Origin of the sequence: Caloramator sp. E03, assembly GCF_006016075.1 — a bacterium.
Lineage (GTDB): Bacteria > Bacillota > Clostridia > Clostridiales > Caloramatoraceae > Caloramator_B.
Genome location: NZ_CP040093.1, coordinates 2,666,518 through 2,680,973 on the forward strand (window position 1 = coordinate 2,666,518; position 14,456 = coordinate 2,680,973).

13 protein-coding genes and 1 pseudogene are annotated in these 14,456 nt (G+C 31.4%); 10 read left to right on the top strand and 4 right to left on the bottom strand.

Annotation, left to right across the window (positions count from 1 at the left end):
* The first annotated feature begins 68 nt into the window (after positions 1-68).
* Positions 69-1,433: a 23S rRNA (uracil(1939)-C(5))-methyltransferase RlmD gene (rlmD, locus tag FDN13_RS12640; protein ID WP_138980723.1), complete on the top strand. Its 1,365-nt coding sequence runs from the start codon at positions 69-71 to the stop codon at positions 1,431-1,433.
* Between the two features lie 196 nt (positions 1,434-1,629).
* On the opposite strand, the gene FDN13_RS12650 is transcribed toward rlmD, so the two are convergent.
* Complete coding sequence (locus FDN13_RS12650) at positions 1,630-1,803, bottom strand: transposase (RefSeq protein ID WP_138980725.1); 174 nt, start codon at positions 1,801-1,803, stop codon at positions 1,630-1,632.
* A gap of 77 nt (positions 1,804-1,880) precedes the next feature.
* Complete coding sequence (locus FDN13_RS12655) at positions 1,881-2,594, bottom strand: B3/B4 domain-containing protein (RefSeq protein ID WP_138980726.1); 714 nt, start codon at positions 2,592-2,594, stop codon at positions 1,881-1,883.
* Between the two features lie 342 nt (positions 2,595-2,936).
* Between FDN13_RS12655 and FDN13_RS12660 the strand changes: the two are divergent.
* The 6 genes and pseudogenes from FDN13_RS12660 to FDN13_RS12685 all read left to right on the top strand — a co-directional run bounded on the left by FDN13_RS12660 (position 2,937) and on the right by FDN13_RS12685 (position 8,122).
* Positions 2,937-4,108, top strand: a pseudogene (locus FDN13_RS12660) (IS3 family transposase).
* A gap of 104 nt (positions 4,109-4,212) precedes the next feature.
* Positions 4,213-5,559: a hypothetical protein gene (locus FDN13_RS12665; protein WP_138980727.1), complete on the top strand. Its 1,347-nt coding sequence runs from the start codon at positions 4,213-4,215 to the stop codon at positions 5,557-5,559.
* 31 nt (positions 5,560-5,590) lie between these two features.
* Complete coding sequence (locus FDN13_RS12670; RefSeq protein WP_138980728.1) at positions 5,591-6,079, top strand: flavodoxin; 489 nt, start codon at positions 5,591-5,593, stop codon at positions 6,077-6,079.
* A gap of 237 nt (positions 6,080-6,316) precedes the next feature.
* The gene (locus tag FDN13_RS12675; RefSeq protein WP_138980729.1) at positions 6,317-6,760 is read left to right on the top strand and encodes a MarR family winged helix-turn-helix transcriptional regulator; all 444 of its coding nucleotides are present in this window, start codon (positions 6,317-6,319) and stop codon (positions 6,758-6,760) included.
* Positions 6,761-6,771: 11 nt separating this feature from the next.
* Positions 6,772-7,596 carry an arsenite methyltransferase gene (gene arsM, locus FDN13_RS12680; RefSeq protein WP_138980730.1) on the top strand — a complete coding sequence of 275 codons (825 nt, stop codon included), beginning with the start codon at positions 6,772-6,774 and terminating at the stop codon, positions 7,594-7,596.
* 10 nt (positions 7,597-7,606) lie between these two features.
* On the top strand, positions 7,607-8,122 hold the full coding sequence (locus FDN13_RS12685; RefSeq protein WP_138980731.1) for an arsinothricin resistance N-acetyltransferase ArsN1 family A: 516 nt from the start codon (positions 7,607-7,609) through the stop codon (positions 8,120-8,122).
* 142 nt (positions 8,123-8,264) lie between these two features.
* Here FDN13_RS12685 and FDN13_RS12690 read toward each other — a convergent pair whose 3' ends face one another.
* Entirely contained in the window at positions 8,265-9,614 is a 1,350-nt protein-coding gene (locus tag FDN13_RS12690; protein WP_138980732.1) for a PLP-dependent aminotransferase family protein, read from the bottom strand.
* A gap of 287 nt (positions 9,615-9,901) precedes the next feature.
* Between FDN13_RS12690 and FDN13_RS12695 the strand changes: the two genes are divergently transcribed.
* On the top strand, positions 9,902-10,006 hold the full coding sequence (locus tag FDN13_RS12695) for a PTS lactose/cellobiose transporter subunit IIA (RefSeq protein WP_138980733.1): 105 nt from the start codon (positions 9,902-9,904) through the stop codon (positions 10,004-10,006).
* A 75-nt stretch (positions 10,007-10,081) separates the two neighbouring features.
* On the opposite strand, the gene FDN13_RS12700 is transcribed toward FDN13_RS12695, so the two are convergent.
* Positions 10,082-11,491 carry a 6-phospho-beta-glucosidase gene (locus tag FDN13_RS12700; RefSeq protein WP_138980734.1) on the bottom strand — a complete coding sequence of 470 codons (1,410 nt, stop codon included), beginning with the start codon at positions 11,489-11,491 and terminating at the stop codon, positions 10,082-10,084.
* A 462-nt stretch (positions 11,492-11,953) separates the two neighbouring features.
* On the opposite strand from FDN13_RS12700, the gene FDN13_RS12705 reads away from it, so the two are divergent.
* Positions 11,954-13,183, top strand: a complete 1,230-nt coding sequence (locus FDN13_RS12705) for an MFS transporter (protein ID WP_138980735.1) — start codon at positions 11,954-11,956, stop codon at positions 13,181-13,183.
* A gap of 88 nt (positions 13,184-13,271) precedes the next feature.
* Positions 13,272-14,294, top strand: a complete 1,023-nt coding sequence (locus FDN13_RS12710) for a DUF362 domain-containing protein (protein WP_138980736.1) — start codon at positions 13,272-13,274, stop codon at positions 14,292-14,294.
* Positions 14,295-14,456: the final 162 nt, after the last annotated feature.

The following is a 14,456-nucleotide window of genomic DNA, read 5'->3' on the forward strand; positions in this document are numbered from 1 at the left end:
GTTTTACTTTTATAGTTTTATTTTTTTGATAAAATTATATCTATGTAGACTATATATGAGGTGATAGCATGACAAATAATATAGTAAAAAAGAATGAGGAATATGAAATAATGATTACAAGCCTTGGTTTTCAAGGAGAAGGAGTTGGAAGGATAGATAATTTTACTGTTTTTGTTGAAGGTGCACTTCCTAATGAATTAGTAAGAATTAAAATAGTTAAGGTATCAAAAAACTATGCCTTTGGAAAGCTTATTGATATAATCAAAACATCTAACGAAAGAAGAACACCAATATGCGATATATATAAAAGATGTGGAGGCTGCCAAATACAGCATATTTCTTATGAGGCACAGCTAAAATTTAAGAAACAAAGAGTAATTGACTCAATAGAAAGGATAGGTAGGATTAAAGATGTTATTGTTCATGATACTATAGGTATGAAACATCCTTATAATTATAGAAACAAGGTGCAGCTTCCTGTTAGAATGGTAAAAGGTGTACCTGTAATCGGATTTTTTGCTGCAAGAAGCCATGAAATAATAAAAATGGATAAGTGCTACATTCAAGATGAGGCTTCTTCAAAAATAATACCTATAATTAAAGAATGGATAGAGAAAAATAATATTATGCCTTATGATGAGGCAACTGGTGAAGGCATTATAAGACATATAATGATACGAAGTGCCCATAAAACAGGAGATATTATGGTGGTTTTGATAACAAATTCTGAAAAGTTACCACATAAAGAAGAAATAATAGAAATGTTAAAAAAAATAAAAGGAATAAAAAGTATAATACAAAATATAAATTCTAAAAAAACTAATGTAATTTTAGGAGATAAGTGTAACACTCTTTGGGGTAGCGATACAATAACTGATTACATAGGAAATTTTAAATTCAACATTTCTCCTCTTTCATTTTTTCAGGTAAACCCTCTACAAACTGAAATATTATATAATACAGCCCTTAAATATGCAAACCTGACTGGGAATGAAGTAGTATTTGATGCCTACTGCGGCACAGGAACAATATCTTTATTCCTTGCCCAAAGGGCAAAAAAGGTTTATGGCGTTGAGATTGTACCTGAAGCTATTGAAAACGCAAAGGAAAATGCAAAAATAAACAATATAACTAATGCTGAGTTTATTGTAGGTGAGTCAGAAGTTGTAATACCAAATCTCATTGAAAAAGGAACTTATGCTGATGTTGTAGTTGTAGACCCTCCAAGAAAGGGATGCGACAGGAAACTCCTTGATGCAATATCTAAAATGTCACCTAAAAGAATAGTCTATGTCTCCTGTGATGTTGGAACTTTAGCAAGGGATCTTGGAATACTTGAGGAACTTTCATATAAAACTATTGAAATTCAGCCGGTTGACATGTTCCCACAGACGAGCCACGTGGAGTGCGTCGTGAAGATAGAGAAGAAATAGCTTGAAATCAAAGGCTTGGGGCAATTTGCCCCTTTTTCTTTTGTGTGTTTTATGTTTCCGTAGACTAAGGTTTTGAGGGGATTTGAACCCCCGGGGGTGCACTTTTTCGCTAATATGGCCATAGCTTTTTTTAGTATTTCATTTTCCTCCTTAATCCTGACCATCTCCTGCTTCAATGTCTTATACTCTTTCATAGTTACAACTTTGCCTTCATCAATAGCAACAGGCCTGGAGTTTTTATCCAACCGTTAATAGTAGATTTTGAAATGCCATATTCGCTGCTTAACTCTACTAAACTTTTTCCTGAATTATATAGCTCTACTATTGTATTTTTAAATTCATCGGTATATTTCCTTTGATTTCTTGCCATTTTGTAGACACATCCTCTCTCTAATTTTATTTTAATTTGTTCGAGTTATTATGTCTACAAAACTATACTAACACCTATTAACAATAACAATTTACAGTAAAACTTTTATTTTTAGCGTCCACCCATCCGATACTTACATTACAACCAAGTTCATTCTTGAGTATATCACTCAGTTCCTTTTGAGCTAAAAGAATATTATCCTTATTAGTATCAGAAAACCCATCAATAGGGAAAAAAATGTTTTTAGATTGAGTTGTAATTTTTCCTTCTTCACTCTGACGCCATATCCATTTTCTGGTTCTTACTGAATTACCAGTAGCATATACAATTTCATTTTTGTCAACTGGCTCAACCTCGGTGCTGCCAAATGGAATAAAATAATCTTGTTCCTTCGAGAATCGCAGGGTAATTTCTTCTTGCACAGTATCTATGTCATGTGCGCCAATTGGAATTTTATATTTAAGTGATATGGCGTTACCCAAGTCAATTGCTGTGTTAATAAATGGTATACCTTTTCCCTTAGAGATTCTTGTTAATAATGCTTCGATAGAGCACATATATTTATTGGGATTTACATTAAGTTTGCGAAAAGCTTCCCTATAGCATAGTACCGATTCTATTTCTTTTACGTTTACTCCCTCAAGAGAGGTTTGACACAAAAGAATGTTTTCTTTTAATAAGTTTTGAATCTTCGAATTATGTGTAGTATTATCTAATCCATGGGCAACTACAACAGCAAAGCAAACATTATCAAGTGTTTCAAAAACTTTATCTTCTACTGAAAATTTCATAAAATACCTCCTAGAATAAATTAAGCTGGTGTTTACGAGTTTTCCAATCACTGCGTTTTTCCTTTTATTAGAATAATTAAAGGTATTATAAACCTTCTAGCTACTAGAGTGTCAAGTCATTTTTTTTACAATTCTATTATTATATATCAGATTATCTCCAAATTTTGAAAAAAATATCTCTAAATCTATGAATATCTTAAAATATCATTTTTTATTACATTATTTTTAATTGGTTTGCATATATTAACTGGCTGCACTTTACACTGTGGTGTTAGTATAGTTTTGTAGACATATTAACTCGGACAAATTAAAATAAAATTAGAGAGGGGATGTGTCTACAAAATGGCAAGAAATCAAAGAAAATATACCGATGAATTTAATAATACAATAGTAGAGCTATATAATTCAGGAAAAAGTTTAGCAGAGTTAAGTAGCGAATATGGCATTTCAAAATCTACGATTAACGGCTGGATAAAAAACTTAAGGCCTGTTGTTATTGATGAAGGTGAAGTTGTAACTATGAAAGAATATAAAGCATTGAAGCAGGAGATGGCTAGGATTAAGGAGGAAAATGAAATACTAAAAAAAGCCATGGCCATATTCGTAAAAAAGTAGATTCTATCTTTAAATTCATATATGATAATAAGGACAAACATGATGTTAAGCTAATGTTCAAACTGCTAAAAGTTTCAAGAAGCTCTTATTACAAAAGCCTTAACCAAGTTGAAAGTAAAAGAAGTATTGAGAATAAAAGATTAAAAGAAGAAATTCTTAAAATATATAATGATAATAAAAAACGTTATGGAGCTCCTAAGATCCATAAAATACTAATAAATCAGGGAGAATCTATAAGTTTAAAGAGAGTTCAAAGGTTTATGAATGATTTGAGGATAAAGTCAATAGTTTGTAAGAAGTACAAGTCCTATTCATCTAAAACCAAGGTTGAAGAAAGGGAAAATATCTTAAAAAGAGATTTTTTCATAACTACAATAAATGAAAAATGGGTTACTGATATTACATATATCCATACTTTGCGTGAAGGATGGTGTTACCTTGCCTCTGTGATGGACCTTCATAGTAGAAAAATAATATGCTACGCCTTTGATAAGGTCATGGATACTGATTTAGCAATTAGAGCTGTAAAGAACACCTATGAATGTCAGAAGCCTAGTAAACAGGTTATATTACACAGTGATTTAGGATCACAGTATACAAGCTCTAAATTTGCAGAATATATATCAGAAATTAAATTCATTCACTCATTCAGTTGTAAGGGAAATCCATATAACAATGGCTGTTTTAAGTCTTTTCATGCTGTCCTTAAAAAGGAAGAGGTTAATCTAGTAACCTACTATGATTTTAATGCTGCAAGGCTGGCAATATTTGAATATATAGAATCATAGTATAATAGAAAGAGAATCCATAGCAGCATAGGGTATATTACCCCTCAGCAATGTGAAGATAGGGCTATAAAATCAGCAAAAAAATTCGAGTTTTTGTGTCTACTATATTGACATAAGTCCATAGTTGGGGTGAGTAAATTATTTAGACTCTGTAATGACAGCAGCTATGACCGATAGATTAACATATAATGGAAGAGGAGGTCTGCTTTTCGTTTATGACTTGGAATAAAATAATGTATAAAATACCTGCATTTTGGGTCATAGTAATTTCAGTTGGGACTGTTTGCTTGGCGTTGATTGCTTTTACAGCAAATCCTTCTAAAGAAGGAACAATTTCAGAGGGAGACAAAAGAAAACTTGAGGCTGCTGTCACCGAATACTACCTGAAGGCTGATCCAGCCAACAGGGGAACTCTTAGAATTTATAACATAAAAAAATATGGTAGTGGCTATCTGGTATTAACTGAAAAATATAGAGGAGAAGGTGAGAGTTTTTCTGTTTTATTTTTAGTAAATCATGATTTTAATATAGTGGCTAAAGCTCCAGGAGATATACCCAAAAGTCCTTGTTTCTCGGCAAATGTGGTAAAAGATCAGGGAAAGAGTATAGTATACGGGAATTTTAAAAACAAGAAATGGAATCCTAAAACAGATCTTGTGGTAGATGTACAAATTGATTTCATTAAGATTACATTTGAGGATGGAACTTATATCAGGGAACAGGTTTCTATGGACAAAGGATATATTGTCGTAGCTGATACTCTCTCAAATATACGAAATATAGAAGTATATAATAGCAAGGGAGAGTTGCAAAGTGATCTTATAAATGAAAGCTCTTGCTCAGAATTTAGTTTTATAAAAGAGGAGAATAAAACCCTATCTCACCAAGAAGAGGAAAAGGATTCAAACACTCTGTTTGACAAAAGCAAAGTGCAGGAATATTGCCTTGAAACCGTTGTAATTAATGACTGCTTAAGTAGAGAAGGTCCCGGCGAAAATTACAAAAGCATAGGGAGCTTGAAGTACGGCGATATTGTTCTGGTAGAAGGCAGATATGGGAATTGGGTTCTTTGCGCCGCTGACAATTTACATGGGAAATTTTGGATTGAAGCAGGTAATTTAATTGAGGAGCAAAGACATACGAAATACAATTTAGGAATTATTACGGCGGATGAGGTAAAAGTCGGAACGGTAACGCTGTACAAAGGCAATTTGGTGCAGGTATTGAAAGTAGATAAAGATAAGACGTGCGTGACTATCAGAGTTATTGATATAAATGTTGGCAAGACTGGGTGGATAAAAAACAGCGATTATGTTCTGGTAAAAAATGGAGTTTATTTTAACCAGGCTTATTTGAGAAAGGGGACGGCTATCTATGAAGAACCTTCTCTTAAAGCACGGCAATTGGATGATTACGGAACAAAAAACAAAGAGATGTTTGTCAATATTGAAAAGGAACAGAACGGATGGGTATTGATTTCTACCTATGGTCCGGTAAACGGCTGGGTGAGAAAGGAAAATATCTTTATTCCTATGTCTGACGCAATGACGTATGAAGAGTAAAAAGCTCAAAAAGAATAGGAGGAAAAGGATAATGGATAAAAAAGTATTGGTAGCTTTTTTTTCATGTAGTGGTGTAACAAAAAATGTTGCCCAAACTATTGCAGATGCAGCTGGTGCTGATCTTTATGAAATAAAGCCTAAGGTGCCCTATACTGCCGCGGATCTTAATTGGATGGACAAGAAAAGCCGCAGTTCAGTGGAAATGAAAGACCCGTCCTCACGGCCTGCCATAGAAGGCAAGGTTACAAACATGGATGAATATGACATTGTTTTTCTTGGCTTTCCTATATGGTGGTATGTAGCTCCAACAATTATAAATACCTTTTTAGAAAGCTATGATTTTTCGGAAAAGACAATAATACTTTTTGCAACTTCTGGTGGTAGTGGCTTTGGAAAAACAGTTGAGAAGCTAAAAGAAAGCGTTTCATCAACTGCTAAGATTAAAGAAGGAAGGATTCTAAACGGCAAGCCGTCTAAGGAGGAACTGTCTGCGTGGATAAAAAGTTTGGGTTTAAAGTAATATTTAATAGCACATATCATCACTTGGCATAAAATAACCTTCTGTTGTAGTTGATTCATTCCACAACAGAAGGTTATTTTTTAAGAGAATATTCTACAGGTAGATTATAGGTGAAGTCATCTATAACAGCCTATTAATAATAATAGAAAAATGGAGTTATAATTTATTCTAATATTTTGCACATAATAGTTGACAAATACAACAGTTGTAACATACAATAATATAGGGAGGGATAAAATGGATACTTCACAAGAGATATATAAATTGAGAGAAACAATAAGGCAAATAGTGAGAAACTTGGGGATGATGGAAAAGAGCGAGGTCTCATGCTGTGGAACAACATTAAGTCAATGCCACATAATAGTTGAAATAGGCAGAGCAAAAGAAATATCATTAATTGATTTATCTGAAAAGATAGGTCTTGATAAAAGTACAATGAGCAGGAACATTGACATTCTTGTAAATCAGGGTGTTGTAAAAAGGGATCTTCATCCTGAAGACAGAAGGTATGTAACTATAACTTTGACTCAAAAGGGAGAAGAGATATTTAGTAAAATTGAGGAAAGTATGGGATTATTTTATAAGAATATATATGAGGCAATTCCTCAAGAAAAAAGATACCAGGTTTTAGAGAGCCTTGAATTGTTGCTTTTTGCTTTAAAAAATAATAGATGTTGTTAGGAGGTATGATTATGAATTTTGATGTAAAAAAAGAAGTACAAAAGTATTATGGTGAAATTGCAGAAAAAGTAAGTAATGGTTTAAAAGGAGGATGCGGTTGTGGATGCGGTACATCATGTTGTGGGGATATTACTAGTTTATCTGTAAATTACAATGGTGATGAAATTGAAGGATTGCCCAAGGAGGCTATAAATGCATCATTAGGATGTGCCAATCCACTTTTATTTGCAAAACTTAAAGAAGGAGAAACTGTTCTTGATCTTGGAAGTGGTGGTGGAATTGATGTATTAATTGCATCAAAGTATGTTGGAAATAGTGGTAAGGTATATGGACTTGATATGACTGATTCTATGCTAAGGCTTGCAAATGAGAATAGAGAAAAGATGGGAGCATCAAATGTTGAGTTTATAAAAGGATATATTGAAGATATACCTCTTGATGATGAAACAGTTGATGTTATAATGTCAAACTGTGTAATTAATTTATCTGAGGATAAAGAAAAGGCACTATCAGAAGCCTACAGAGTGCTAAAAAATGGTGGAAGGCTTGCAATTGCAGATATTGTTACTTTAAAGGATGTACCGGATGAAATAAGAAAGAAGGCAGAGTTATGGGCAGGATGTATTGCAGGAACAATTAAGATTGATGAATATAAAGCTATTCTTGAAAAGGTTGGATTCAAAAATATTGAAATTGAACCTGTAAATGTATATACAAAGGAGATAATTAAAGGACTTATTGAAAATGATAGTGAACTTTTAAGTGTAATATCGGAGGAAGAGCTGGATTTAGTTGATGCTGCTTTTGCAGGGGCACATATTAAAGCTGAAAAATAGGAGTGATATTATGGGTTATTCAACGAGGGAGGCAAAAGTTCAGGATGTACCTGCAATTACAAGAATATATAACCAAGGCATTGAAGATAGAGTTGCAACCCTTGAAACAAGATTGAGAACTGAAGATGAAATGAAGGATTGGCTTTTAAATAGAAGTGAAAAGAATAAAGTACTTGTTATTGAAGATGAAAACAATAATGTATATGGATGGGCCTCATTAAACATATTTAACTCAAGGTGTTGTTATAGTGGAATTGCAGATATATCAATTTATATTGAAAGGCAAATGCGTGGAAAAGGACTTGGAAAGATTTTATTAACTTCTTTAATTAAAACTGCAAAAGAACAGGGGTTTCATAAGATGGTTCTAAGTACATTTAAGTATAATGAGGCAGGACAAAGATTATATAAGGCTATGGGCTTTAGAGAAGTAGGGACATATATTAGACAAGGAATGCTCGATGGAAAATGGGTTGATGTTACTATAATGGAAAAACATCTTCTGGATGATGTAACATCTAAGTAGACGAAATAAATCTTTGTATGAAGAGTAATGATTTTTTTAGAAACATTTAAGATTCATTAAAAAATCCTAGTAAGGCAAAAGAAGCTTTACTAGGATTAATTTTTTCTTATCTTTAATTTCTATTTGAAACTTAATCTTTATCTTAAAATCTAAAATATTTCTCAAGTTTGTTAATTATTATATTAAACCCCTTATCAATATCTTCACAATTTACACTTGCAATACTTAATCTGATTCCTTTTTTATAAAATGAATCATCTAAAAAAAATCTTTTTCCTGAAGACACAAGAACCTTTTCTGCTTTTAATTCTTCTACAAATTTATTTTCATCTATATAATCATCAAAAAGTATATATGAGTAAAAACCTGATTTACCACCAATACATTTTATTCCTAAATTTCTAACTCTTTGAAAATTCAAACTAAGTTTATTTTGCTTTTCTTTTAATTCTTTAGTCATATAATCTACATGCTTTTTTAGAATATTACTTCTTATATATATTTCCAAAGTAGCTTGTGATATCAAAGAAGCAGAAAAATAGGAATAATAGTAAGAAACAGTTCTATACTCCTCCAGAATCTTTAATATATGTGTAGGTGCAACAATTAATCCAATCCTAAGCCATGGCAGTATTTTAGAAAAACTTTTTAAATAAAAGTGGCGTTCATGATTTGAATAGCTATAAATTGGATCATACTTGCTGTCAGATGAAATATCGGCAAAGTAATCATCTTCAACTATATATACATCATATTTATCAGCAAGTTTTGCAATAGCTTTCCTTTGATTTTTGCTGTAATATGTACCTAAAGGACTATGATTGTGTGGTACAGTATAAAAAAATTTAATTTTTTCGTTTTTAAAAAGGAATTCTAATCTATCTAAATCAATTCCCTGTTCATCTCTTTCTATTCCTATTATCTTTGCTCCGTAATATTTTAAAAAATTTATAAAATAACTATAAGTAGGCTGTTCTATCAGAATTATATCTTTTCCATTTGGGAATGTTATTTGGGTTAGTATACTCAATGCCTGCTGGATTCCTAAATTTATAAATATATTATTTGGAGACGTAAAAACTTGAAAGTTTGAAAGATATTTAGGTAATATTTGGCGCAAAGACTCAACTCCATATACGTTACTGCTTAATGAATTATCCTTGTATATATCAACAGCTCTATCAAGACAATGCTTAAGATCAGGAGTGTTCATATTCCCTACAATTGGATTACCTGTATGAAAGTTTATATATTCAGATTGCTTTTGGGTATTATTAATTAATTTTTCAACTATATAATAACCGCTCTGAGGGATTGAATATATTATGTGATTGTTTTTTAAAGTCTCATAAGCTTTAACAACAGTATTTTTTGAACAATTATATTTTTTACTTAAATTTCTAATAGAAGGAAGTCTTTTACCTGGTTTATATAATCCATTGTTTATATCTTCTTCTATAGCTTTTACGATATCATCATATAATTTGCTCATTTTATCCTCCTATTATATGCTTGATTATAGTACAATTATATTAATAAAAAATTAATTGTTCTATAACTATAAATTATGTTGAATAAGTAAATAAAGAATTGAAAAAACTTTGTTAAATCGGAGATATCTATGTAATATTTATTATACAATAAATTACATGTTTTCTTGAACTTATTATAAATTTTGATTTTTTGGATATTCAACAGAAGTGCTTCTGCTCTTTAACCTAATCAGCCACAGAAGTTGCCACTCCTATAAGTGGGAGCAGTTTACTATTTCAATAAATAATGAAGTTATTGCTTGTACATGCAGAGGATCATCTTATGGATGCCATATTGGCGAAAGATTTATCTAAAGAAATGATAAGCCTTTATAAATTAAACAGAGCTTAGCAGATATTATACAAAACAGCTCCTCTTTTTTAGGGAGCTGTTTTGTATAAACTACTACTAGCTAAGAGGTATGGATTATTTTATTTCCCCTTTTTCTATCTTAGAAATTACATCTTTAAATTGAGGTAGATATTTCTTGTGTGCTACAAGCATTTCATTTAATAATTGCCTTGCTATTTTTCCACTTGGTATTAATGGATTAATTGTGAATGCATGTAGAGCTGTACCATAATTTCCTGTAACAGCGGCTTCGATTGTAGTAAGTTCCATAGCTTTCATAATTTGTAACATTCCTCTGGCTGCTGGTTTAAATTCACCCCAGACAATTGGCTGAGGACCAGCTGCTGTAATAATAGAGGACACTTCTACCACAACATCATCTGGCAAATCCTTTATAGCACCATTATTTTTTGTGCTTACAACCATATTAACTCTCTTATCATTGTAAATTGAATTGATTACTTCACAGGCAGCATCACTATAATATGCTCCTCCACGTTTCATTAATTGTTCTGGTTTATAATCAAGGTTAGGATCTTTATATAATTCAAAAAGCTCAGCTTCTGTACGCTTAACAACCTCAGCTCTTGTGTTATTATTTTTATAATCTTCAAGTTCTTCTTGAAGCATATCATCTGTAATATAATAATAACGATGATAAGAACATGGTAAAATTCCTAAATCTCTTATCTGTTGGGATAAAAATGCAATGTTTTTAATATTTGCAACACCTAATTTTTCTTCTCTTTCTTTTTTTTCTTTCAAATATTCTGGCTTGTAAATTTGCATAAAATCCTTTTCTTCCCCGTAAAGCTTTTCAATACATTCCATTGTTAATTCATTACCATATTTATCCCAAACTCTATGCCAGTGAAAATGATTTAAACCTGCAAACTTAAAATATAGATCCTCTTCATTTCTTTCTAATGCAGATGCAGCAAGTTTTCTAGCGGATATAGGAACATTACATAAACCAACAACTTTATCCCATTTTCCATATCTCATTACAGCTTCTGTAATCATACCAGAAGGATTTGTAAAGTTTATAAGCCAGGCTTGAGGACATAGTTCCTTCATATCTTCAACAATTTCAAGTATAACTGGAACAGTTCTAAATGCTTTTAATATTCCACCAGCACCATTAGTTTCTTGTCCAATTATTCCATGACTTAATGGAATTCTTTCATCTTTTATGCGAGCATCAATCTGTCCAACGCGAAACTGAGTAGAAACGAAATCAGCGTCCTTTAATGCTTCTCTTCTATCTAAAGTTAGGTGAACTTTCCAATCAAGCCCAGCAGCTTTAACCATCCTTTGAGCCATAGATCCTACTATATTTAATTTTTCTTTACCTTCTTCTATATCTACAAGCCAGATTTCACCTATCGGCAATTCATTTTTCCTTTTTATGTAGCCCTCAATAAGTTCCGGAGTATAACTGGATCCCCCTCCAATAGTAACTATTTTTAGTTTATCCTTTTTCATATCCTACACTCCCCTTTAAAATATTATTTCATTTTTACAAAAATTATCTTATACCCATTCATACTATAAAACAACATTTAATATTAACAACTGTACCAGTACAATTTTATTGCCTTCTTTAACTAAGGCAGTGATATGAAGGTGTTCACTTTTATAAGTGGGTGATGAATGTTGTTTTATATATCCTTTCTGTAAAAATATAATGAGTATTATAATGAAGGAGTGTAGATAAATAAATGAATTTAAATAATAATCATTTAGTATTCTTATTATATTATCATCTTGTTTTGATACATGTTTTAAACTTTTTAAATAACTTTTTCTGAAAAAAAATGAAAATTAATTTAATACCCCTTGACTTAGAGTGGACTTCAGGGTTTATCATATTTCTATGTTTAGATGTATCTGATAGAACATACTACAAAAATTAATATAAAAATCAAAAAAGAAAGGAAGTGACTTATGAATAGCTCTAATGTACTATCAATTAAATTAAAGTTTCTCTATATTTTTGTATGTGCAGCAATAGCTTGCTTTATGCCATTTCTAACATTTCACTTTCAGCAAAAAGGCTTTAGTTATACACAAATAGGTATTGCACTTGCCGTTTATTCTATAGTTGGTGTAATTGTACAGCCTATTTGGGGTTTTATTACGGATAAATATTTAAATAAAAGAATCTCATTAATTATTACTATGCTTTTGAGCTCTTTAACTATATATATCTTTATTTTTGCTAAAGGTTTCTATTTTATTCTTATAAGTATGATATTAGTATTAATTTTTCAAAGTTCAGTTATGCCCTTATCAGATGCTTATACCTATGAAATCATAGGACAGCATAAACAAATTCAATATGGAAAAATAAGGCTTATGGGATCCATTGGATATGGTGTTACAGCGCTATGTATAGGGCAGGCGGTAAAAGTTATTGGTATAAATAGTGCCTTTATTCTTTTTTCAATTGTTATGCTTTTAGGTGCAGCAATGGCATTCAGCATAAAATTCAAAGGAAAGAATATACAAGAAAAAATTAATGCAAGCGATATTGCTAATCTTATTAAAGATAAGAAGTTATTAATATTTTATATAATGGTTATAATTGTTAACATCTCTTTAGGTTGTAATAATACTTATATTACAATATTGATTCAAAAGACAGGTGGAGATGTTTCAAAACTTGGATTACTTTGGTTTGTTATGGCAATAAGTGAAACTCCGATTTTATTTTTTGGAAACAGACTATTAAAAAAATTCAATGACTTAAATTTATTTATACTGGCAATTATATTTTTTGCATTAAGATATTTTTTAGACTCAATAAGCCCATCATATATTTTTGTAATTGCTGTACAAATAATGCATGCATTAACTTTTCCTTTGTTTTTATTAGCTGCGCTTAATTATTTGAATAGAAAAACTAATCCTAAGATGAAAACCACAGCTACGACAGTGTATTTTGCATCCAGTGGTATTGGAGCATTTGTAGGGAATATAGTTGGAGGAATGCTTCTTGAACATATTACTGTATTTACGCTATTTAAGATAATTTCTATTTTTTCTGTACTTTGTTTGGCTTTGGGAGTTAAATTAAAAAAGATAAACTTATTTGAAGATTATACGCTAATGGCTAATTCTAAAGAAAATAATACAAGTAAATTATATGATGTGAAGGAGGCGATTATAGAGTAAAAAGTTATTATGATGAACATTGTTGTAGTAATATGTTGAGTTTTTTAGTAAATCATATAAATAAATTAGTAGAAAAGAAGGTGTTAATATGAGCAAAGTATATTTTATTAAAAACACACAATCCAATTATGATGAGCTTGGAAAAGATGCCTTGAAGCTTCTTAAAAAAGTAGTATCAGAAACTGGACACCAGTTTGAAAAGGAGGTACCTATTAAGGTTCATTTTGGTGAAAAGGGAAACAAAACCTTTATACCTGCAAAATGCTATGATGAAGTCATAAATTACCTAAGAGAAAATGGAGTATCACCATATTATATTGAAACCAATGTGCTATATAGAGGATCAAGAACTACAACGGAGCTTCATATTGAAACAGCAAAAGCTCATGGCTTTACACAGATTCCAATAATAATAGCAGATGGAGATATTGGAACAGATTATGATGAAATAGAAATAAACAAAGAATACATTAAAAAATGTAAAATAGGCAGAGGGTATGGGAGATTTAAACAATTTATTGTTATGAGCCATTTTAAAGGGCACATAGCTGCTGGGTTTGGTGGAGCTATAAAACAGCTTGCTATGGGATTTGCTGCAAGAGGTGGAAAGCTTGAACAGCATTCAGGAATATCTCCTGTAGTAGATGCAAATAAATGTATATCCTGCGGTATTTGTGTAAAAAAATGCAATTATGGAGCTATTCAAATTAAAGATTCTGCAGTAATTGATGGCAATAAATGCATTGGCTGTGCAGGATGTATTGCTGTTTGTCCAAAAGGTGCAATTACAAATACCTGGGGAGGCTCACATTTTCTTGAGAAACTTTCAGAGTATGCTTATGGAGCATCAAAAGATAAGGATATAATTTATATTACCTTTGTTCACAATATTACAGAGGAGTGTGACTGCCTTGGTACACACATGAAACCAATTGCAGATAATATTGGTGTTCTTGCAGGAAAAGATCCAGTTGCTTTAGACACAGCATGTTTGGACTTGGTTCAAAAAAGCAGTGGAAAGAAGCTTTTTGAAAAGGGAAGGCAAGCTCTTATACATGCAGAGAAAATTGGATTAGGAAAAATGGAGTATGAACTTATTCAGATTAATTAAATGGTATGGCTTATATACAATGAAGGAAGCCTATTGGGGGTAGTCAAAGCGATATAAAAAATATGTACCAACTGTAAAAATTGAAAAAGGAATTGCTATAATAGGAAGTAATGTGAATTTGGCTGAGCATGATATTGAAAAATGATTAAAATATATAGATAA